The following is a 21,433-nucleotide window of genomic DNA, read 5'->3' as shown; positions in this document are numbered from 1 at the left end:
GTTGCTTGACAGCGCCAGGTCCGTCGGGGTCTCGTTCACATCGGTCAGGTTGATCGCGAAGGTCTCGTCGTAGGTGAGGCCGCCGCTGTCCGTCACCCGCACCGTCACGCTATGGCTGGTGGCACTCTCGTAGTTGAGCAGGTTGCCATCGGCCACGGTGATGACGCCCGTGCTCGTATTGATGGCAAAGCGGCCCCCGGCGCTGTCGGTGAAGCTATAGGTCTTCGTATCGCCGTTGTCGGGATCCGTCCCACTCACCGTCCCCACCACCGTCCCGTTCGTCGCGTTCTCCGCCACGGTGTTCGCCGAGAGACTGAGGTCCGTCGGCGCATCGTTCACCGCCGTCACCGTCACGTCGATGGTATCCGTCGCGCTGGAGAAGGTCGTGGTCCCTCCATTGCTCGCCGTACTCACCTTTGTCCCTGCCGTCCCGCTCGTCTGGTCCCAGGCCCGCATCGTCAGCGCCGCGCTGCTCGTCCCGTTGTAGTCGGCGCCCGGCGAAAAATACAGGCGCGTGCTCCCATTGTCCGCCAGCAACAAGGCCGAGGTGTTGCTCACCGTGCCCACCGCCGTCCACGTCGTCCCGCCGTTCATTGTGTAGTACCAGGTCCCGTTCGTCTCGTTGCTCCCCGTAATCGCGAGCCCCTTCGACGCCCCGCTATCCACGTCCGTGATACCCCCGGTGAAGGCACTCACCAGCGAGCCCACCGCCCCGCTTGGTGCCCCTGCGTCTTCCGCCACCGTCACGTTCAAGGCGGTATCCGCTAGCACCGGCGCATCATTGACGGGTGTGATATCCACCGTCATGGTGGCCGCTGCCCCGATATCCGTACTCCGGTCGTAGGACACCAGTTGAAGGTTGTCGAAATTGGTCTGCCCGTCGACACCGACCATCCATAACCCCAGCCACTGACCATTCTGTGCCGCAAATCCAGCGCCGTTGATATGCAAGGTGGCTTGTACCAATGAACCCTGAACCTCGGTCACCTGCGTCTCATCCAGAACGCCCAGCCGAGTGCCACCGGCCCACAGTTCGACTCGATACTGGCTCGCTGGCCGATCAAGCTGCCAGCCCACATCGAGGCTGAGCACATAGTCCTTGGTCGAGTTGAACGCGGTGTACATGATCTGCCCTAGCCACGTGCCACCCTGCTCAACAAAGAACGTGTTGTCATGGTCTCCGCTAAACTGACTACCGGTTGTGTTCTGCGCCCCTGCGGTATATGGCGAAACGGTGCCGGTCGTCCAACCGCTTGCATTTTGCTGCCACGTGCCTTCAGGAATGATATTGGCTTCCGCGTTGGGGTTGACGATCGTAATCGGTGTGCCCTGAATCGGCGCGAAGGTAAACTGCGCATAATCATTGTGCTGATTCCCGATGCCGGGGGTAGCGTAGCCCGAATATCCACTCTCGTCCGCAACCGGAACATAGCGCAGATTCCCGGCATCGATGGTGGCTTTGGTGACGATTTGATTCAGCGCAGCCGCCTTCCATTCTCCATCCACCAGCACTTGCAAACTGCCCAGCGCTGGCAACGACTGAATACACACGGCGCTGTTCGCGTTGATCGGTGAGTCGACATCTGACACGTTGAACTGGCCCCAGGTGAGAACCGCCGGCGTGTCTTCGATGCCACTCACCAACCCACCACTGGAAGTCGGCGCATCATTGACCGCACTGACCGTCACCGTCATGTCGTAATTCGCACTGGTCCCGCCATCCCCGTCAGTCAGCACAAACCGCACGGTGCGCGCTCCCGTCGTCGGCGCGTTCGTGTCGATATTCTCATAGGTGATGTTCTTGACCAACGCCGTCACCGTCGTGGGGGTGGCATTGCTGTTGAATGTGATGACGAGAGCGCTGCCGCTGCCACCTCCGGTGAAGGTCCCGATGGCCGTGCCGCCGTAGGTGATGGTGCTGCCGCTCACACCGATCTGGCCTGCACTGGTGCCTTGATTCCGAATACTCAACACATCCTCGGCACTATCGCTCCCGGCTGGAATGGATATCGTGAGAGTCCCCGTATCCAGGTTGGTGCTGTCGACATCCGCCACCAACACGTTGCCACCTTGCTCGACCACCACGGCCCCATCGCCTTCGTGATAGTTGAGGCTATCGCCACTCAAGCTCGTGATCGTCGGGGCTACGTTTCCACCAACAGCATCGTAGCGCTGCATAAAAATGCCTGTGGTATCGCCCGTCCCGTTGCCCGACCAGATCACGACGACCTTCCCGTTCTGATAGGCGATACCGGAGTAGTCTTGGATGTTCGTCGAGGTCGCTGCAACTTGGGTCTCGGTCGTCAGGGCTGCTCCTGTCAAATCGTATTGTCTTGTGTAGACGCCCCAACCGCTCCCATCCTGAAGGTCGCTCGACCAAGAAACGGCGAAGTTGCCGCTTTGGTCCATCGCGACACTTGAAATCTCCTGATCGTACAACGTCGTGCTCGTGACCGAAATGGCGCTGCCTTGTGCCACACCGACACTGTTGAATCGCTGGGCTTGAACGTCGGTATCCCCGCCACTGTGCCGAACCCACGTGACGACGAAATCCCCGCTATTGTTTTTTGCCACCGACGCATAGTGATCGGTGCCACTGGCTGTCGTATTGACGAGGAATTCTCCTCCTTGCGCCACACCGGACGAACCGTACTGTTGACCATAGACACTAAAGGTGCCACTCCCGACGGATCGTTCGCTATCCCACACAATGACAAAGTTGCCTGCTGAATCCATGGCGATATCGGCATTACCCTGGTAGCCGTCTGTAGTCGTATTGACGAGAACATTGGACCCGATCTTTGTGCCGGTCGCATCGTAGCGTTGGGCATGCACATCATAGGCAGACGAACGGCTGGCATTAGAATTACTCTCGAACACTATGGCAAACGACCCATCAGCGGCCATGGCCACGCGCGCATGCTGCTGATCATTGGGCTGGGTCTCATTCACCAGAAACTCACTGCCGACTGCCGTGCCGGAAGCGTTATACAGGCGGGCATAAATGTCGTGGTCGCCTGTCCCCTGGTCTCGCTCCCAGGTCACCACGAAGGCGCCGCTCGAATTCATGGAGACGCTGGCGAGTCGCTCGGTGGCTGCATGTGAGGCGATCACGAACTCGCTGCCTTGGGCGGTACCGTCACTGATGTACCGCTGGCCGTGGATGTCACCCGCGCTTTCCCAGACCGACACAAAATTGCCGTTGGCGTCCATGGCTACGCTATCAGGGTTGTAGGCGTTGCCTACGGAGTTGTGCGTTTGCGTATCCGTGGTCGTCGTGTTGACACGCGTCTCGCCACCGCTGGCCGTAAGGCTCAGGAGACCGACCCAATCCGCCTGCACCCCGTCGCTCAGGGCAATATGCGTCTCGATCTGTCCCGTCTGGATTTCTAGAACCCAGTCTCCGCCCAGCGCGATGTTCCCCGTGGCGTCGGTGCTGGCGGCCACATCGGCCCCGGTCAAGGCACTCAATAAGGTCGCGGCTTCGGTGCCCGCCGCGCCGTCGGCAAAATTACAGCCGTAGACCAAAATATCGGCGCTGGTCGAAAGACTCTGCTGGATCGTCGCCAGTTCATCGGCATACTGCCCGGTCATCGATTCCTGTGTCAGCGCGCCCGTCCCCAGATTGAGCCGGCCTTCGGCTCCATGGCTGATGAGATGGATGGCGTCGATGCCGGTCCGCCCGGCCAGAGACTCGGCAATCTGCTCCATGCCGTCACGCGTCGCGTCGAGCATGACCACTTCGACGTTCGGCCCCATTCCGGCCACCAACACATCGTAGTCCGGCACGGTGGGATCGATGAAGGCGACTTCAGTCCTGGATTCACCGGGAGTGTAGGCCGCGATGGCTTGCAGAAGCTCTTGAGAGTCCGTTGACTCCGCGGTCGTTCCGTCCGCCGACGGCTCAGACGAGACCGCTGCCTCGGCTTGGTCTTGGGCCACTTGCTCAGACTTGACCTCAGCCGCCGTGGCCGCCGCCGCCGCATCGAACATCAAGCGTGGCTCTAGGCTTCTGAGGGAGGATTTCAGACTGTCGTGAGGCGGAGATGAAGGCGATGCAGAATCAGCGCGGACCGGTCCTGTCTTTTTCATCCACTTGCGCCAAAACATGCCCTGTACTCCTTACTCTACGTTCTCCTCTATCGGTTCTCGGTCACACCGGCTGAAGAACCGGCCCTATGGTACTTGCCCGCGCCCATACCCGCCGCCGCGGCCCTCAACAGAACGCAGGTCCTTATGATTTCAGGGAGGATCGCCGATGAAGCACCGTACGGCACAACCGCCCGTGCAGCCCAACGTGAAGGAGTCAAGATGGAACCACGGCAGGAATGGACCCGCTATACCAAGTCGCCGATTGTTGAGGTCACGTGCCAACTGCATTTTCCCGACCTCCTTACGATTCCCGCTTCCCCTCCGGCGGCGTTTCAGGACAAGGTCCGTGCTCGCTATCCGCACTTTGCCCCGACACAGGATCGGCGCGGGTATGTCTTTTCCCGTCACGATCGGCAGGAATACGTCACGCTGACCCAGAACACGCTGGCAGTCACGCTCACCGCGTTTTCGGAATGGGCGGAGTTTCGCGCCGCGTGCGCGGGAGTGGAAACGGCCTTTCGCACGGTCTACGGCCCGGCGGTGTACACCCGCACCACGCTCCGATACCGCAGCCTCTTTCGCCCGCAGGCGTATGGGATTGCCCCGCTGGAATGGGATCAGCTGATCAATGCCGCCGCACTGGGCCCGTTGGCCCTGCCAGGCATGACAGGGACACTGCAAGGGAGCCGGCATGACCTCGTGCTGGTACTCCCGGATGCCGACGGAACAGATCGGTTCCGGCTCGTCCACGGATTTGTCACGGTGACGGAGCCCGCACAAGGCAGACCATCCGGCGAACCCGGCTATCTGCTTGAACAGGAATATTTCAGCATCGATCCGCTGCAGCCCCAGCAGCTCGCACCCCGATTGGACCGTTTCAATCAGGAAGCCGCTCGATTCTTCAAGCACTGCGTCCTGGAGCAGTTGCATACAGCGATGCTGCCGCTGGCCGCCTGATTCTCTCGCTGGCTCCCAGCGAACTAGAATCCACTCTCCCGAATCATGACGGCCGCCACGCGATCCCAGGCGCGCGCGATGAGGCTCTGGGATTTCCCGGCGACGTGAATCTGTCCGGTCACCGTCTGGTCGATCGGGCCTGACGCATCCAGCACGTCGAGTTCGACCCGATAGACGGATTGCTCGGCCTGCACAAGCCCCTGCGCGTCTTTTCTCGCCGGGACAGCCCCGCCGTAGATCGACGCCAGATAGGGTACGGAGAAATCCCGCTCATCCACGTCACGGATTTCCACCACCCGAGCCAGGCGCGCGGGCCTGGTCAAATCGTCGGGAATGAAGCGGGCATCCTGCCCGATCGCCAGTACGCTGAGGTCTTCGACCGGCACTAATGCCGCAATGAGCGCCCGTTTCGGATCGACGATATAGGCCACGGCCAGCTTCTGGTCGATCCAGCGCCCCGAATGCAGCGAGTCCGCCCGATCCACGATGACGCCGTCGATCGGGGAAGACAGGAGCAAATTCTGCTGCCGCTCCGTCACACCGTCCAGCTCCGCCAGTTTGGCCTTGAGCGTCTCCTCGATGACCGGTGCCTGCGCCCGGTCGTCGGCATACCCGGCCTGCCGCTGCAACCGGAAGCTCAGCTGCCCGGCCTGGGTGCGAACCAATTTCGCCTCTTTCGCCAATTGAGGACTTTCCATCACCAGCAACGTATCGCCTGCCCGCACCCGCTGCCCCGGACGCACGGAGACCGCCACGATCCTCCCCGGCGCCGGAGGATAGACCGTCGCATACGACCGGGCCTGCAAGACACCCGGAATCGTCACCCGGCTCGACCAGGGCATACAGGCCAACACCACGAGACCCAGTGTCGCGGTGACCGTCACGGCAAAGCGAGGATTGCCGGCAAACGCCGCCCGGCGATCCCACCAGGTCCTCACCTCCCGCCATACCGGCAAGCCGATAAAAAACACGATTTCGACTAGAAAGAGGATAATCCCCAACGCCTTAAAGAACTCGTGGTAGACCATCACCGCGATGCCTGTAAAGAGCACCAGACGATAGGCCCAAATCGCCCAGGCGTAGGTCACCATGATTCTGCGTGTGGAAGAGCCGACGACTTCAGGCGCCGGGGCGCCGGTGGCAAATAGGATCTCGCGGAGCTTCCACTGGCCGAACGCAAAGGCACGATCCTGCAGATTGGGAAGCCCGAGCCCATCGGCCAACAGATAGTACCCGTCGAACCGCATCAACGGATTGAGGTTCACCGTCAAACTCATGATCCAACTGCTGGTGGCAACGATGAACGCCATGCTGCGCAGCGTCCCGTCCGGCAGAAATCCCCACAGCACCGTGGCCATCGCCGCCAATCCAAGTTCGGCGATCACGCCGGCGGCGGCGATCCCCAACCGTTTCCGCTTGGCATGCAGCCGGTAGGAGTCGCTGACGTCGGAATAGAGCACCGGCATCATGACCATGAGCGCCACGCCGATCGTCGGCACGCGGCAACCGAACCGCGTCGCGGTATAGGCATGCCCCAATTCGTGGACGACTTTGACGAGACACAGCACGACACCGTACAGCACTGCGCCGCGCCAGTTGAAAAAGTGAAGGAAGGTCGAGAGAAACGCGTCCCACTGCCGGCTGACGAGCACGAGTCCGACCGCTCCGATTGTCCCGAACACCCAGGCCGCCGCCGCGGTATAGAACGGCGCCACCAGCGGCAGCGTGGCCTGAAGAAAGCCGTGGGGATGGACGAGCGGAATTTTGATGAATAAATAATGATGCAACAGCCATTGCCACCAGGCCTGCTTGCGCGCGTTCGCCTGGTCGACGAAGTCTTTCGTCTGCCCACTCGCCGACTCTTCGGTCAAATTGTTGGCGTAGAGAAACTTGATGAGATCCTCGACATCCTCCCGCGTGATCCGGGCGGTCGTTTCCTCCCGCATGGTCTCCACCAGCTGTTCCATGGTGCCGCACGACCACCGCTGCAACAGTTGATAGACCGGCCATTCGATCTGGAAATACTTGTTGCGGACCGGATCAACGATCGTCCAGGTCGGCACCCCCTCGGGAGTCGGCGCGCCACGGAGGAACTCGACGTTCGTCCTGAGGACGGGGAGCGCCCGCTCTTTCGAGGCTGGCGCGGGCGGCAGGCTCGGCATGGGTCAGACTCCCAACAGTTGCCGCAACGCCGTCAACGGACGACGGAACAGCAGGAAGGCGAGCGGGCCACGCTCGCCGTAGACTTTAGCCGAGCCCTGCCAGCCGATGCGGAGCCGCGAGTCGGCGCCACGCAACTCCGCCAGCACCCGATAGGCCAGCACATCGCCCGGCAACACCTCGGCATGATAGCTCGCCCGGCTCACAGTCGCCGGGAAGGACTCCAACGGCAACGCATCAAAGAACGCCACCACCTCGGCCCCGTCTTTCAGCATCAACGCGTCGCTGACGGGCAGGTCGATGCGCAATTCCAGCCGCTGAGGGTCAGCGATTTCCATCACCCGTTCGCCGACTGAAACCGGCTTCCCGACCCAATCGGCTTTGTTGGTGTACAGCAGCAAGCCCGTTTGCGGCGCACGGACGTCGATCTGCTCCAGCATCTCTTGCGCATAATCGCGCTCGGTTTCTTTCAGCGAGGCCTCCGCCTCTTTCAAGGGCGCATCGGCTTTGCGCTGGGGGTCGGCGAATCCCCCCTGCACCGCCTGGGCATGTTCCGCGCGGGCCACCGCCAGTTGTTTGTCGGCAACCTGAAACTGATTGCGGATATTCGTGTCTTCATAGCGGAACAGGATCCGGTCCTGAAGCACCATCGTATTCGGCGGCACCAGCACGTCGGCAATGACCCCATCCATCGGCGCGCTCACAATCACGGGATCCTTGGCCATGACTTTCACCGGCGCCATGGTCGAGACCCGCACCGGCACGCACAGCGCCCCGATCACCGCCAGGCCGACAAGCCAGGCGGACGGTTTCTTCATCGTGGCAAACCATCCGCCGGATTTCTTCGTCAGCGCTTTCCACGCATAGGCATAGCTGCAGGCCAAGCGATGGACGATGGCGACATCGTTCTCCTGCCAGGGAAACTCCCGTTCGAACCACCAGACGCCCAGCACGGTTTCATCGGGATGTTTCAGCGGACACCAGAAGACATAGCCCTGCACATACTCCCGCCACCCCTCGCGGCAGGATGCCGGACAGGCCTCTTCGGTCAGTGCCATCGGTTCGCCGCCCGGATGCTCCTGCCGAAGCGCCTGCGCCACCTGTTCCAACCACCGGATCAACGGCGCCTCCCGCTCGACGACCGCCACGCTGGCAGCCGTGGCGACCTGACAAGCCGCCGTGCCATTCCCCCAGGTCAGCAGGAAGGCTTGCTGATAAGGCACCAAGCGGCGGGTTTCGTTGACGGCGAGAAATTGCAGCTCCGGGAGCGTCTTGGCGGCACGGACTTGCCCTTCCAGATGCGCCAGCGCCGCCAGGTGGATGAGCGCGGGAATCTGTTGTGCGGTTGGTGCAGTTGTGGTGGCCATCGGGCTACGGCTGCATGGTTGGGAATTGCGCGGAGCCGCTCATACCGGCCAGGACTTCGGGCGGCAACTTTTCAAAAGCTCCGATGACCTTGACCGTCTGGCTTGCCGGATCGATGTTGGCACCGATCTCTTTCACTTTCGCCGGATACTCCTTGCGCGTCTCATCGATCGCGAAGGTGAAGCGGGCCTTTCGTTTGAGCCAGGCCAGCGACGACGACGGCAGCACCAGTTCGATTTCCAGGCTCGTATCGTCCAGCAGGCTGAGCAACTTGTCGTTCGGAAACACGTTCTCATGCTCATTCACCATGACGCCGGTAATACGGCCGGAAAAGGGCGCGGCAATGCGGCAGTTTCCGACGCTTAATTCGGCAATACGGATGGCGGCCTGAGCCTTTTTGGTTTCGGCTTCGGAAATTTCCAGTTCGAGCGTGCTCACGGCGTTCAGCTTTGCAAGCTCCGTATTATTGGTGAACGTTTTGTCTTTGACCTGAGACTCGGCAACCGCCGCGGCCAGCTCGGCCCGGTACTTATTGCAATCGATCTGGACCAGCGTTTCCCCCTTCTCGATTCGCTCACCTTCCTTGCGCGGGAGTGCGCTAACCCGTCCTTGGATTTGGGTATAGAGCATAGCTTGTGTGGCGGCTCTGACAATGCCGCGCATCACGCCGTTCCCCGATCGCACCACCGCGGCAGGCCGCTCGCCTTTGGGCCAGCCGGCCTGCGGCACGATGGCCACCGACAAGACCAACGCCGCGATGACAGTGCCGCTAGCGCGCCACAGAGGTTGCATAGATCTCCGATTTCTTTTCGACGCTGGCCGTCCGCGGTCCCGTCGGCTCCCAGAGTTTCTTCAATGCCTCGGCCAACTCAGCCACGCTCTGTCCGCCGAGACCTGCCGGAACCGCGTCCTCCCCCAACGACGCCATCAAGGTCGCATAGGCGGTCTCGACGCCCGATTGCGCGCTGTCCAGCCGGACCTCGGCCAAGACATCGTTCACCCGCTCCTTTATCAGCGTAAGGTCGTTCGTGCTATGGGTGAGCCAGAGACTTCTGGTGTGCTCGGCAATCGCGGATTGAGTCTCGTGATATTGCCGTGCGTTCTGAAATTCCTGTTTCGCATGGACGAATTGCACGGCCCCAACATGCACTTCCGTCAGGATCGCCATGGTGAGCGCGAGGCTTTGCGACTCCAACACCTCCCGATGAGCCTCCACGGCTTTCAATTTCGCCGGCGTGCGAAACGCAGACAGCAGATTCCAACTGGCCTGAGAGGCGTACCCCAGCCAGTTCTGATAGAGAAAGAAGCTGTTGCTGCTGTAATAGCCGCCGACGCTCAATTTGAGACTGGGGAACAATTCCAAAAATACCGCACGGGCTTCCTTGGCACTGATCCGCTTCTGATAGTCGATCGACCGCAGCTCGGCCCGGAACATCAAGGCCTGCTTCTCCATGCTTTCCGTATCCAGATTCACGAGCGGAACGTTCCCGGTCCTGGCCGGCACAGCAAGTTCATAGATTGTCCCCGGCGGCAGCCCCATCATCGATGCCAGCTGCGTCCGCGCCGTGCTGAGGTCACGATACAGCCGCTGCACCTCACGCTGAATATTGAGCAGGTCGCGGCGGTAGTTCAGCGGCGTCAACGGCGCCTGCAACTTCTTGTCGACGATCTGCTGGGAACTCTCCAGCGCTTTTCCCACCGATTCGTTGAGAAACTCCACCCGATGGAGCACGCGTTCCGCGCTGACCGCCCGCCAATAGGCGCTCCGAACATCCTGCACCAGCCGTACGGCAATCCGCCGCTTTTCCTCTTCCGCGATCATCACGTTGTCCGCCGCCTGTTGCGCCCGGACGAACGACAACCCGAAATCCAGCACATCCCAGCTCAACGCCAGATTGCCGGAGGTGACGTTTTTGTCGGACGAGGTAAACGGCTCAAGGACCGGACGGCCGTCGATGAGTGAACGGGCACCGCCGCCGCTATAGTTATTGCGCCCGTCGAACCCGGCATTGGCCGAGACCTGCGGCAACAAGGTGTAGTGCGCGACGTTCAATTGCTGATGCGCCAGCTGCGCCTGCATGGTTTTCACTCTGGCATCGAGGTTGTACTTGAGCGCCCGGGCGGTCGCCCCATAGAGATCGATCGGCCCCGCCACCGGCTCTTCGATGGCCATCAACGCTTTCATGTCGCTGGTCACACGTGCCCGCACATCATCCTTCGTCAACACATACGGCTGGACCAGACACCCGTTGGCCATCACCGCGCTCATGACGAGAACCGCCTGCTTCCACCACACGCTGCCCATCATTCCATCTTAATTTCAGGTTATCGAAGAGCACCTGCGCACACCAGTCCCACGGCCTATCGACCAAACCTCGTCCGTACTTCTATCGGTGGATACGGATGTCGCCTTGAGCCATGCTGGCGGGTCGCGCCCAAATGCCTGCCGCCCCAGCCCCCCCCTTCCGAGGTAACCCTTCCTGGTCTTACGCTTTCCGGCAATCCCGGTATCCTCTTACATAAGACATGCGTGCAATGACCCCCAACCCAAGGAGACCGACCATGAGCTGTTCACGTTGCTGCGGACTGATGGTGAAGGACAATTTGATGGATTTCGACGGCACGTCCGGTCATACGTGGGTGAGTGCCCTGCGCTGTATGAATTGCGGCCATGTCCATGACCCCGTCATGGAGCAAAATCGTCGCGCCAGGCCGGCCCCGCGGCTAGTCCCGGTACTCGTCGCAGTCGGAGATGAGGCCGATTATCACGACGACGAGGTTCACCTGGGGATCGAATCGATCGTGGCCCAGGCGGCCTGAACGCCGACTGCACATCATCGAGAAAGAAGATAGAGGAGCGGCCGTGGCATCTATTCTAGTCATCGACGATGATGAGGCACTACGACTCCTGCTGCGGGAGATGCTGGAGGCCGATGGCCACCGGGTCCATGAAGCGGCCAACGGACGCGAAGGGCTGGCCCTCTATCGGGCGCAGCCAACCGACCTGGTCATCACGGATATCCTGATGCCGGAACAGGATGGGATGGAGGTCATTCTGGAACTCACCCGGGAATTTCTCGACGCCCGCGTCATCGCCATGACCGGGGCCTCAGGTGAGCAGAACTTTCTGAGCGTGGCCAAGCTCTTTGGAGCTCGACATATTCTGGAGAAACCCTTTGGGGCCGATCAAATTCGCCGCCTCGTGAACTATACCCTGGCGCACTAACTTTATCTTCGCCCGCGCCACGCTACACCTAGTAAGCCATGCCCGTCCCTTGCTACACTGTGGGGCAACGAACGTGTCTGCCAGGTAGAATCCTCTCCCGACGACGACACCTGACATCTTGGCCAATCCGGATACAGATCGACGATCTATGCCACCAATTATGCTCCTGAGTTGTGAGTCCATCAGCAAGAGCTATGGCGTGAAGCCGCTCTTTTCAGACCTATCCATCGGTCTGGCCGAAGGGGATCGCGTCGGACTCATCGGCCCGAACGGGTCCGGCAAATCCACGCTGTTGAAAATTCTTGCCGGCATTGAAGACCCTGACGACGGCACCCGCTCTCTGCGCCGCCATGTCCGCCTGAGTTACGTGCCGCAGGAATCCACCTTCCCGCCGGACCTGACGGTGGAAGACGTGTTGGCGCAGACCCTGCGCGAGGAAGGACTGGATCCGCACGAAGAAAGCGGCCGCATCGCCCGTGCCTTGAGCCTGGGGGAATTCCCCGACTCCGAGCATCCCGTGCGGACGCTCTCAGGAGGATGGAAAAAGCGTCTCGCGATCGCCCGCTCCCTCCTGATGGAGCCGGATGTGTTGATGATGGACGAGCCGACGAACCATTTAGACGTCGAGGGCATTCTCTGGCTCGAACAGCTCTTGAAATCCGAAACCCGCGCCTACCTCATCATCAGCCACGACCGGCGCTTCCTCGAAGCGGTAGCGGAGCGGATGATCGAACTCAATCGGATTTATCCGCAGGGCCGGTTCGAAGCCACTGGCCGCTACAGCGATTTTCTGGAAGCGCGCGAGGCCAACCTCGAAGCCCAGGCGAACGAACACGCGACCCTCGCCAATAAAGTCCGCCGCGAAGTCGAGTGGCTTCGCCGCGGCCCAAAAGCGCGCACCACCAAAGCCAAAGCCCGCATCGACGCCGCCGGCGTCCTGATCAGCGACCTGGCGGACCGCGACGGCCGCCGCGAGCTGGCCCCGGCCGGAATCGACTTCACGGCCTCCGGGCGCAAATCCAAACAGTTGATCGTCGCCCAGCAGTTGGGCAAGACACTGGGGTCCCAGCAGATCGTCAAGGATCTCGAGCTCATTCTGGGTCCCGGCCAACGGCTGGGCCTGCTCGGCCCGAACGGCAGCGGAAAATCCACGCTGATGAAACTGCTGGCCGGCACGTTGAAACCCGATACCGGCACCGTCACCCGCGCTGACAAGCTTCGCATCGTCACCTTCGAGCAGCATCGGGAGTCGCTGGACCAACAGGTATCCCTCCGCCGATCCCTCGCGCCCGCGGGCGGCGATTCCGTGATCTATCAGGATCGCTCGATCCATCTGGTGTCCTGGGCAAAGCGCTTTCTCTTCCGGGCTGAACAGCTCGATCTGCCCGTGTCCCGGCTCTCCGGCGGCGAACAGGCCCGGCTCTTGATCGCGCGGCTCATGTTGCAACCGGCCGATGTGCTCATGCTGGATGAACCAACAAACGATTTGGATATCCCGACCCTCGACGTGTTGGAAGAAAATCTTCTGGAGTTTCCCGGCGCGCTGATCCTCGTGACGCATGACCGCTGGCTGCTCGATCGAGTCTCTACGATGATGCTGGCGCTGGATGGAACAGGCAACGCCGAGTGGTTCGCCGACTTTGCCCAATGGGAAGCGGCTCAGGAACGAGGACGCTCCGGCTTTTCCGGCCCTGTGCCCACCCGCGCCGCGAGTAACAACGGCCCCAAACCGAAACAGGCTCGTAAAGGGCTCTCCCATTCGGAACAAAAGGAATGGGACAAGATCGAAGGCTTGATCGTCAAGGCGGAAGCCGCTGTCGCCGCCTGCCAAGCCGCAACGGAAGATCCTGCCGTCACCTCCGACGCCACGGCATTGCAAGCCCGGTATACCGCGTTGGCAGAGGCCCAGACCAACGTCGAACAACTCTATGCCCGCTGGACGACGCTGGAGGAAAAGCGCGCCAACGGGTAGCGCCGAAGTCAGCGGCCCGGCGGTTTCTCCACGAGACCCCATCCGGCATTCCTCCGCATACCCAGCTTGCGCCAATCCGCAATTACTGCTAAGGAAAGCTGCCGGAACAGACAGGCTCGAGTACGCTCACTGGCGGTCAAGGAGATCCCGATGGACATGAACCTCTCGCATATTCAGTCGTTCGTCACCACACATGTGCTGCCCTTCGGATGGACGGTGCTCGGAGCGCTGGCCATCTGGATTATCGGAAGCTGGACAATCCGCCTGCTTCGCGCCGCGCTGGGCCGCACCCTTGCGGCGCGCGGCATGGATCACACGCTGATCGGCTATCTCGATACTACTACCGGCGTCTTGCTGAAGATTCTCTTATTGGTAGCGGTACTGGGCACCTTGGGCGTGGCGACCACCTCGTTTGCCGCCATCATCGCCGCAGCCGGCGTCGCGATCGGCATGGCCTGGTCGGGACTGCTCGCGAACTTTGCCGCGGGCGTCTTCTTAATCGTGCTACGCCCGTTCCGCGTCGGGGACATGATCAGTGCAGGCGGAGCGACCGGGGAAGTGAAGGAGATCGGAGTCTTTGCCACCACGCTTCATACTGGCGACAATCTCCGCGTCGTCGTAGGGAACAACAAGATTTTCGCCGATAACATCGTGAACTATTCGAGCAATGCGTTCCGCGGCGTGGACCTCCGGGCCCAGCTGGCGCACGGCGTCGATACGAAGGACGCCATGGCAAAACTCAAACAAGCCGTCTCCCGGATTCCCAACGTCGTCGATGCTCCCGCGCCACTCGTGGAGATCCTGGAATTCAACGCCTACGGCACATTGCTGGTCGTCCGCCCCTTCTGCCACAACAGCCATTACTGGCAAGTCTATTTCGAGACCAACCGGACCATTCAAGCCGTGTGCACGGAAGCGGGGTACCCCATCCCCGAAGCACGGCAAGCGGTCCGCGCGCTATAGCGGCTCGCGTCCAGCTCGCACGGGATCCCGACCGGTCACCCACGACCCCGCAACCATCCCCGCAGCGGCCGCCAGCAGCCCCACCAGCTGCGGCGGCCACACAGCATCGGCCGGGCCGATGAGTTCAAGCGCAAGCCAAGAGATCAATCCGGCGGCGATCGCGGCCAGCGCCCCTTGCGTCGTCGCGCGCGGCCAGTACAGTCCGGCCAGCAACGGAATGAAGGCGACCACGAGCGTGACCTTGTAGGTATTCACCACGAGCGTGTAGATGCTGGCGTCCGACCAGAGGGCAATCGCCAGTACCACCGAGGCAAAACCGACCAAGACGACCCGCATCATCCGCAGCAGCTCCGCATCGTTCACGCGAGCGATCATCGGCTTGAAGACGTTTTCACTGAGGGCGACGGACGGCGCCAGCAGCGTCGCGCTGGAGCAGCTCATCACCGCCGACAAGACCGCACCGAAAAAGACGATCTGCGCGACGAGCGGCGTATGCTCCAGAATCAGCGTCGGCAAGACCAATTGCGAATCGGTGTCCAGCAGCGCTAGGAAACGCGCCGGATCGATCAGAGTGGCCGCATAGGCGAGAAACATCGGGATGAAGCAGAACCCAAAATACAACAGCCCACCCAGCAGCGACCCGCGCACCGCCGTAGCCTCGTCCTTCGCCGAGGTAATCCGCTGAAAGACATCCTGTTGCGGAATCGACCCGAACATCATCGTCACCCACGCGCCAAGAAACGGAATCCAGGCGTTGAGGCTGGCAGGCGGAAAGAAATCCAGTTTTCCGGCGCCGGCCGCATGCGCAATCACGGTCTCAACGCCCCCCGCCAGGCCGCTGACGATCGAGCCGATATACAGTAACCCTCCCATGATGACCGTGATTTGCACAAAATCCAGAATGGCCACGGAGAACATGCCGCCGAAGGTCGTGTAGGCGAGGACGACCAACGCGCCGGCGATCATGCCCAGCGACTGGCTGATCCCCCCGGCCGTCACTACGTTCAATACGAGGCCCAACACCTTGAACTGCGCCGCCACCCAGCCGAAATACGAGGCCACGACCGCAAGTGTGCACCAGACTTCGACCGTGCGGTTATAGCGCAGGCGGTAGAAATCTCCGACTGTCAGAAGATTCATGCGGTAGAATCGCGGCGCGAAGAACAATCCGGCGAGAATGAGACAGAGGCTGGATCCGAAGGGATCGGCCACGACGCCCCGAAGCCCTTCTTTCACAAAGGTCGCGGAAATGCCGAGCACCGCCTCGGCGCCGAACCACGTGGCAAACACGGTGGCGGTCACCACCGGCAACGGTAAGCTCCGTCCGGCCACCGCAAAGTCTTTCGTATTCTGCACGCGCGTCGCCGCGTAGAGACCGATCCCGACGGAACAGAGCAGATAGAGCGCGACGAATCCGGCCAACATGCGCGCAGGATAAAATGATCGCCCGCGGCAATCAATCGTTATCGACGGCATTGGGGGAGAATAGCACCGAGGAAGAGCTGAAGATCCGAGCTACAGGGGCCCTCTTGCGGTCAACCGGCACCCGACCAAAAATAGATCGCCTTGCGGCCCAATTTGAATGGATCGCGTCCACCGCACATCATAGACCATCGTAGAGCGCCGCCAGCCGAGCGTTGCGCTATGGACCTCAATCCGTTGATTGAGCCGCGGAGCTTGATCCATCAGCAGCAATCTCCCGTGTGCGCTCCGATTGAGCGTAAACATCTGGCCTTCCTGCACTGCGGCGACCTGAGGATCACCGGATTCGATGATTTCATATGAGCAGGAGTGGCAATCTTCAACCCGGGCCTCCTCCCGCCGATTGATCGACGAGACTGAGGCTTCTTGCTCATTAACCCAACTTCTTGAAACGGCCCGATGTTGCATATTCAGATCTTTGCTCCTTACATCCGAGGAATATATCTATGACGGATAGAGCAAGGGCCGTACCGACAACGCACTCTCCGAACATTCGCCAACACTTCCTTGATTTTCTCGTTCCTCTAGACGATCCCAGCCCTATGATCCAGCTCACACACGAAGGGAAAGCAGGACAGTGAACCACAGGAAAATTACGTATCCCCTTCAGACTGTAGAGATAACGCGGCTGTAGTCATTTCCCTACAGCCATACGATCGCCTCCCCTGAGAACAGTACTAGTTCATCATGTCATGATGAACCAGATGGAAGCCTTTCCCCGCTCACCTGGCCTATGAGACAATCTCGCCACATATATTCACCTCCTCCCTCCATTCGCACCACAAGGAGCGCACGGATTATGATGAGACTCGGGTGCATCGCCGCCAGCCGCCTTCACGTGACCTGTATGCTTCTCTTTCTCGGATCGATCCTCGCCGCAGGCGTTCCGGACATGACCCACGCGCGCAAAGAATTGCTGACCGCCGAAGAAAAAGACCTTCTGCATCGGACCGAGCAAATCCACCTGGAGACCCTGGCCCTGAGCAGCCGCGGCCCGCTCGATGCCGCCATTATTACAAAGGCGGTCTCACTACGGTTCGAACGGTTGGGGTACCGCATCGTCACCGAGAGCGATCAGCCGCACGAGGTTACGGTCAAAGTAAAGTGTGAGGAGTTGAAAACGTGGGAAGGAACAGGCCGCTCCGGTGGCGACGCCGACATGATCGACGCCGCCGTACGGCTCTGGAAAGGACCGGCCTGCCAGTTGACCTATCGCTTCGGCACCCGCTGGGCCGACTGGCGTCACGAAGTCCGTACGCCGTTCAACAATCCGCAAGAAGCGGCGCGCCAAGCGGGGCAAACCGACGCAGGAGCGTACGCGATCACGGCACTCGCGCAGCAGTTACAGACCGATCCCTTCCCCTATTTGCTCGCAGCCGACTGGGGACAGTCTGCCCGGCTGATCACGGCGCTGAATGAGCCCGGCGCGACGGGGGCACAACGGCAGTCCGTGATCGGACTCCTGGGTCAAATGCTCGCAGTAGAAGCCATTCCCCGGCTGACGAAGGCGTTGCACGACCCCGATCCCGCGGTGGTGCAATCCGCGGCCATCGCACTGGGAACCATCGGCCATGAAGACGGCATCCACGCCCTGCTCGCGCTCTTCAACACGGGCACGCCCGACCAACATCGCGCCGCCGCCATCGGATTGGGTCGCCTTGCCCCATTACATCCCAACAGCAACATCGTACCCACCTTCATCGCCGCACTCCCGAACGAACCACTTCAGACTCAGATCATCATGGTACGCGCCCTGGGCAAGACTACCGACCGGCGCGTGCTGACCCCGCTCCGCACACTCCACCGTTCGGTGCTGAAACACGCACGCTCCGACAGCAGTCCCGAGACAAAGGAGCTGCTGGCCTCGCTCGGCATCGCACTCGATGGATTCGACGGCGTGCATACGGAAGAGTAGCGGAGCTACGGCGAGGTCAGACGGGCCGCAAATCAAACCAGCCGAGATAAGACGACTTCACCCGAAACGCCCGGAGCGCATTCCGCTTAGCGTTCGTCTTGTTCAATGGCTTCGAAGAGGCTGTTGACGGGCGTCACCACCGACTTGGGATAGAAGACCCATTTGAGCAGATGCCGCGTGAGATAGCCGGGATGCCCCTTGGTCCCCAACAGCGCGGCACGACGGTTCCATTCGGCGATGCGTTCGGAAGTGACAGTCGGATGCGCCAGAAACCACTTGGCCAGCGCAGCATCGTCCACGGATCGACGGACTGCGGCAAGAAACTGATCGATGGTGAGACTGAAGTGCCGGAGAAACGCGCCATCGATACCAAGCCGACTGCCGAACGCCGCTCGATAGATAAACGGCAACTGCTGATCGAGAAACCGTCTGGCTTTCTCGGCGAACCGTGGCAGCCAGGCACAGCCGGCCAGTTGGTCTTGAGGGCGAGGCAGCTTTAGAGAACGCGCAGTTTCCGCCATAGGTGACTCACCTGCTCGCAACAACTACGATCCCCTCAGCCACCACGGCCTGTCGGCTCGCCCGCGGCTATTCCGCGAGCGGGCCGACCGTCGCTCTGATCGCTAGAACTGCACGTAGGCGTTGATGGCCGCCAGCACCTGGTTGGAGTTATTGCCGTCGTTAAAGGGACTGCGGCTGCCTACCAGCCAGTCATACCGCACTTCTGGGCGAATGGTCAGATTCGGATGCGGATAATAATTCACCCCGGCCGTCAGTGAGTAGAAACTCCCGGCAAACGGAGCCAGATTCGGGTTCCCCCGGTCCGGAGAGCCGCCCACGCGGGTACCTGCCTCATCCCGGAACCATTCAAATCGCAATCCCGCTTTCACCTGCTCATGGAGCCGATAGTACAGATATTGATCGATCCCGTACCAGCGCGCAATCCCTCCACCCAGCTTGCCGTCTTCCTGATAGGCATAGAAGTGGTGGAACACATATTCAAGATCCTTCGTTGGGTTCAACGCGACGATTGCGCTGTAGCGCGTCCGCTGCTCATACCGCGTCGGGATCGCCGACGGCTCTTCGCCCGTAATCACCGCGAACGACGCCGTCACAAATTTCTCGTTCGACGTATATTTCGCCTTCATCACATAGGCGGGCTTGCTGCTCTGGCCATCGAGCGAATCCCATCCATTGACAATACCGCCCTGCACCATCCATTGCGGAGAAATATTCCAGGTCGCCAAGCCGCCCCAATGCGTGAAGGGCCCGCCAAACTGATAGGAATAGGACTTCGAATAGAAGAAATTCGACGGCGCCGGCACCCCCTCGTATCCGATAATCGTATAGAAATGTCCGCCCTTCACCGAGAAGGTCTGATTGCCGGCTTCGGCATACATCTGCGGCAAGGCCAGGCCATGTTGCTCGTGATTCCACTTCGGTCTGCCGGATTGATCCCGCTCAAACCCATTGCTCTGCGTCAAAAAGTAATCATATCCGTACATCGCATCCACTCGACCGCCGATATCGATTCCGCTCGTTCCCCGCAACGTCTTCTCCACAATCAGGTACAACTGATTCAATTGGGGCCGGTCGCGATCCACGGCATTGTACGGACCATTGAAATGCGACGTCGGGCTCGATCCGTTGAACGTATACCCGCCGTCCACCCAACCGCGGATGGAGATCGGCCAGCTCTCGGGAAAGAGCCGCTGGATCGCCGGCTGGCTCGTGGCTGTGGCAGGCGCCTCGTCCGCCCACGCCGATGCGCCCACGCCACTGACACAGCCCGCCAGAGCACAACACCCCAACATTGCCTTCCACACGGACATGCCTACCTCCTTGTGACAGTACTCTTTCCCTACTCGCGGTCATGCGTCGCCGACGCCATGACTCTGTGACCGGTTTCAGGAAGCCATTTCCAGGCGTGGCTCAGCAAGATCGGTACCGTTCAGCCCTGCGCGGCGGAATAGCACGATTGCGTTGTCTCCCGACATTTTGACGACGTGGTTGACGACTAGAGCAGGAAACATTCTAGGGAATACACTGTGAACTAAAGTAGATAGGTGTGCTGCCGCCTGTGGCATGAATGAAACACTACCGGTAATATGCGCAGCCCTATAGGCTACAGACCATAGGCGAGCAGCTCGCAGGCTTTTCGTGAAGGAAGCTCTGGGCGAGCTTGTCGATCACCGAAAAGAGCAGGCCTCAAGGTGATCATTCACCATCCCGATCGCCTGCATATAGGCATAGATGATCGTGCTGCCAACGAACCGGAAGCCGCGTTTTTTCAGATCTTTCGACAAGGTATCGCTGACCACATTCGTGGCAGGAACATCCTTCATCCTGGTCCACTGATTGACGATCGGCTCTCCTCCGACGAATGACCAAACATAGGCATCGAACGAGCCGAACTCGTCCTGCACCGCCAGAAACGCCTGCGCATTGGTGACGGCCGAATCGATCTTGAGCCGGTTGCGGATGATGTCGGGATTCTTCATCAGCGCCGCTTTCATGCTCACCGTGAAACGCGCCACCTTCTTCGGATCGAACCCCGCGAAGGCCTTGCGATAACCCGTGCGCTTCCGCAACACCGTCTCCCACGTCAGCCCTGCCTGGGCTCCTTCAAGCAACAGCATCTCAAAATGCTTCCGGTCACGATGCACCGGCTTGCCCCATTCCTGATCGTGATAGCGAACCATGTGCGGCTTCTCGCCGGCCCAGCTGCAGCGGATCGTGTCTTTCATCTCGACGCTCCCTCTCCTCGAAGTTCAGTCACCAGCCTCGCCCTGTACTCACACCCGCGACCGTAATCCACCACCGGCTTCACGACAGCTCCAGCTTCAACTTCCGGCCTCCGGAGATGCTGAACCCCTCGCGCTGATAGAACACCAGCGTCCGGTCGAACTGCGGCAAGGGTGGAGTCGTGACTTCCAGCCGCCGCCAGCCGCGCGACTGTCCCAGTCGCCTGGCCTGTTCCAACAACGCCGTGCCCACTCCCTTCGAACGATGGGCCGGACAAACATAGAATTCAGGGATTGTCCCATAGATCCCTTCGGTATAGAGCGCGTACCTTTGATATAGGGCGAGAAATCCGATCGGCACATCGCCAGCACGGGCCAGCAGTACCGAGTAGCAACCGTCTCGCAACCAGGCAGCCGCGCGCGCTTCCGTGTCGGCCTGATGAAAGTTGAACACCTTGTCGCTGACCGCCGCCATAATCTCACGGAGCAGTTCCCCCACCAATGTGGCAACGACGGCCGCATCTTCCGGTTGAGCCTGCGTAATCTGGATCGACATC

General features: G+C 60.6%; 17 protein-coding genes. 6 read left to right on the top strand and 11 right to left on the bottom strand.

What is annotated here, in order from left to right:
- The coding region (locus NITLEN_RS09695; protein WP_121989380.1) for a DUF4347 domain-containing protein at positions 1 to 4,110 on the bottom strand (4,110 nt) is incomplete at its 3' end.
- A gap of 201 nt (positions 4,111 to 4,311) precedes the next feature.
- On the opposite strand from NITLEN_RS09695, the gene NITLEN_RS09690 reads away from it, so the two are divergent.
- Entirely contained in the window at positions 4,312 to 5,049 is a 738-nt protein-coding gene (locus NITLEN_RS09690) for a TIGR04255 family protein (RefSeq protein WP_181416761.1), read from the top strand.
- A gap of 23 nt (positions 5,050 to 5,072) precedes the next feature.
- Here NITLEN_RS09690 and NITLEN_RS09685 read toward each other — a convergent pair whose 3' ends face one another.
- The 4 genes from NITLEN_RS09685 to NITLEN_RS09670 are packed head-to-tail and all read right to left on the bottom strand — an operon-like array spanning position 5,073 to position 10,870.
- Entirely contained in the window at positions 5,073 to 7,211 is a 2,139-nt protein-coding gene (locus NITLEN_RS09685; protein WP_121989378.1) for an HlyD family efflux transporter periplasmic adaptor subunit, read from the bottom strand.
- Positions 7,212 to 7,214: 3 nt separating this feature from the next.
- Positions 7,215 to 8,576 (bottom strand): efflux RND transporter periplasmic adaptor subunit, encoded by a 1,362-nt coding sequence (locus NITLEN_RS09680; protein WP_121989377.1) that lies wholly within the window; start codon positions 8,574 to 8,576, stop codon positions 7,215 to 7,217.
- A gap of 4 nt (positions 8,577 to 8,580) precedes the next feature.
- Complete coding sequence (locus NITLEN_RS09675) at positions 8,581 to 9,366, bottom strand: efflux RND transporter periplasmic adaptor subunit (protein ID WP_121989376.1); 786 nt, start codon at positions 9,364 to 9,366, stop codon at positions 8,581 to 8,583.
- Positions 9,344 to 10,870: a TolC family protein gene (locus NITLEN_RS09670; protein WP_181416760.1), complete on the bottom strand. Its 1,527-nt coding sequence runs from the start codon at positions 10,868 to 10,870 to the stop codon at positions 9,344 to 9,346. Before NITLEN_RS09670 ends, NITLEN_RS09675 begins: the two co-directional genes overlap by 23 nt.
- A gap of 266 nt (positions 10,871 to 11,136) precedes the next feature.
- Here NITLEN_RS09670 and NITLEN_RS09665 point away from each other — a divergent pair, with 266 nt between their 5' ends.
- From NITLEN_RS09665 to NITLEN_RS09650, 4 genes are all read left to right on the top strand, one after another.
- Entirely contained in the window at positions 11,137 to 11,394 is a 258-nt protein-coding gene (locus NITLEN_RS09665; protein ID WP_146216154.1) for a hypothetical protein, read from the top strand.
- Between the two features lie 43 nt (positions 11,395 to 11,437).
- Positions 11,438 to 11,800 (top strand): response regulator, encoded by a 363-nt coding sequence (locus NITLEN_RS09660; RefSeq protein WP_121989373.1) that lies wholly within the window; start codon positions 11,438 to 11,440, stop codon positions 11,798 to 11,800.
- Between the two features lie 148 nt (positions 11,801 to 11,948).
- Positions 11,949 to 13,772 (top strand): ABC-F family ATP-binding cassette domain-containing protein, encoded by a 1,824-nt coding sequence (locus tag NITLEN_RS09655; RefSeq protein WP_121989372.1) that lies wholly within the window; start codon positions 11,949 to 11,951, stop codon positions 13,770 to 13,772.
- A gap of 150 nt (positions 13,773 to 13,922) precedes the next feature.
- A complete protein-coding gene (locus tag NITLEN_RS09650) occupies positions 13,923 to 14,735 on the top strand; it encodes a mechanosensitive ion channel family protein (RefSeq protein WP_219999426.1) in 813 nt (270 codons plus the stop codon).
- Here the strand turns inward: NITLEN_RS09650 and NITLEN_RS09645 are convergent.
- Positions 14,730 to 16,160 (bottom strand): high affinity choline transporter 1, encoded by a 1,431-nt coding sequence (locus NITLEN_RS09645; protein WP_121989371.1) that lies wholly within the window; start codon positions 16,158 to 16,160, stop codon positions 14,730 to 14,732. The two genes, NITLEN_RS09650 and NITLEN_RS09645, sit on opposite strands and share 6 nt — an antisense overlap.
- A 90-nt stretch (positions 16,161 to 16,250) precedes the next feature.
- Complete coding sequence (locus NITLEN_RS09640) at positions 16,251 to 16,625, bottom strand: hypothetical protein (protein WP_121989370.1); 375 nt, start codon at positions 16,623 to 16,625, stop codon at positions 16,251 to 16,253.
- 391 nt (positions 16,626 to 17,016) lie between these two features.
- Here NITLEN_RS09640 and NITLEN_RS09635 point away from each other — a divergent pair, with 391 nt between their 5' ends.
- Positions 17,017 to 18,132 (top strand): HEAT repeat domain-containing protein, encoded by a 1,116-nt coding sequence (locus NITLEN_RS09635; protein ID WP_181416759.1) that lies wholly within the window; start codon positions 17,017 to 17,019, stop codon positions 18,130 to 18,132.
- An 86-nt stretch (positions 18,133 to 18,218) separates the two neighbouring features.
- On the opposite strand, the gene NITLEN_RS09630 is transcribed toward NITLEN_RS09635, so the two are convergent.
- The 4 genes from NITLEN_RS09630 to NITLEN_RS09615 form a co-directional block, all read right to left on the bottom strand.
- Positions 18,219 to 18,653, bottom strand: coding sequence for a DUF5069 domain-containing protein (locus tag NITLEN_RS09630; RefSeq protein ID WP_121989368.1), 435 nt, complete (start codon positions 18,651 to 18,653; stop codon positions 18,219 to 18,221).
- Positions 18,654 to 18,755: 102 nt separating this feature from the next.
- Positions 18,756 to 19,964, bottom strand: a complete 1,209-nt coding sequence (locus NITLEN_RS09625; RefSeq protein WP_121989367.1) for an outer membrane beta-barrel protein — start codon at positions 19,962 to 19,964, stop codon at positions 18,756 to 18,758.
- Between the two features lie 357 nt (positions 19,965 to 20,321).
- A complete protein-coding gene (locus NITLEN_RS09620; RefSeq protein WP_121989366.1) occupies positions 20,322 to 20,879 on the bottom strand; it encodes a DNA-3-methyladenine glycosylase I in 558 nt (185 codons plus the stop codon).
- 79 nt (positions 20,880 to 20,958) lie between these two features.
- Positions 20,959 to 21,432 (bottom strand): GNAT family N-acetyltransferase, encoded by a 474-nt coding sequence (locus NITLEN_RS09615; RefSeq protein WP_121989365.1) that lies wholly within the window; start codon positions 21,430 to 21,432, stop codon positions 20,959 to 20,961.
- Position 21,433 lies beyond the last annotated feature (1 nt).

It is taken from the genome of Nitrospira lenta, assembly GCF_900403705.1.
In the GTDB taxonomy this organism is placed as follows: Bacteria; Nitrospirota; Nitrospiria; order Nitrospirales; family Nitrospiraceae; genus Nitrospira_D; species Nitrospira_D lenta.
This window is presented reverse-complemented; position numbering and strand designations above follow the sequence as displayed.

Coding starts and splice junctions, on each gene's coding strand:
- NITLEN_RS09630 (WP_121989368.1), bottom strand. CDS start 18,653: ATGGCGGAAACTGCGCGTTCTCTAAAGCTGCCTCGCCCTCAAGACCAA.
- NITLEN_RS09665 (WP_146216154.1), top strand. CDS start 11,137: ATGAGCTGTTCACGTTGCTGCGGACTGATGGTGAAGGACAATTTGATG.
- NITLEN_RS09615 (WP_121989365.1), bottom strand. CDS start 21,432: ATGTCGATCCAGATTACGCAGGCTCAACCGGAAGATGCGGCCGTCGTT.
- NITLEN_RS09685 (WP_121989378.1), bottom strand. CDS start 7,211: ATGCCGAGCCTGCCGCCCGCGCCAGCCTCGAAAGAGCGGGCGCTCCCC.
- NITLEN_RS09680 (WP_121989377.1), bottom strand. CDS start 8,576: ATGGCCACCACAACTGCACCAACCGCACAACAGATTCCCGCGCTCATC.
- NITLEN_RS09645 (WP_121989371.1), bottom strand. CDS start 16,160: ATGTTGGCCGGATTCGTCGCGCTCTATCTGCTCTGTTCCGTCGGGATC.
- NITLEN_RS09675 (WP_121989376.1), bottom strand. CDS start 9,366: ATGCAACCTCTGTGGCGCGCTAGCGGCACTGTCATCGCGGCGTTGGTC.
- NITLEN_RS09650 (WP_219999426.1), top strand. CDS start 13,923: ATGGACATGAACCTCTCGCATATTCAGTCGTTCGTCACCACACATGTG.
- NITLEN_RS09640 (WP_121989370.1), bottom strand. CDS start 16,625: ATGCAACATCGGGCCGTTTCAAGAAGTTGGGTTAATGAGCAAGAAGCC.
- NITLEN_RS09655 (WP_121989372.1), top strand. CDS start 11,949: ATGCCACCAATTATGCTCCTGAGTTGTGAGTCCATCAGCAAGAGCTAT.
- NITLEN_RS09635 (WP_181416759.1), top strand. CDS start 17,017: ATGATGAGACTCGGGTGCATCGCCGCCAGCCGCCTTCACGTGACCTGT.
- NITLEN_RS09690 (WP_181416761.1), top strand. CDS start 4,312: ATGGAACCACGGCAGGAATGGACCCGCTATACCAAGTCGCCGATTGTT.
- NITLEN_RS09625 (WP_121989367.1), bottom strand. CDS start 19,964: ATGTCCGTGTGGAAGGCAATGTTGGGGTGTTGTGCTCTGGCGGGCTGT.
- NITLEN_RS09620 (WP_121989366.1), bottom strand. CDS start 20,879: ATGAAAGACACGATCCGCTGCAGCTGGGCCGGCGAGAAGCCGCACATG.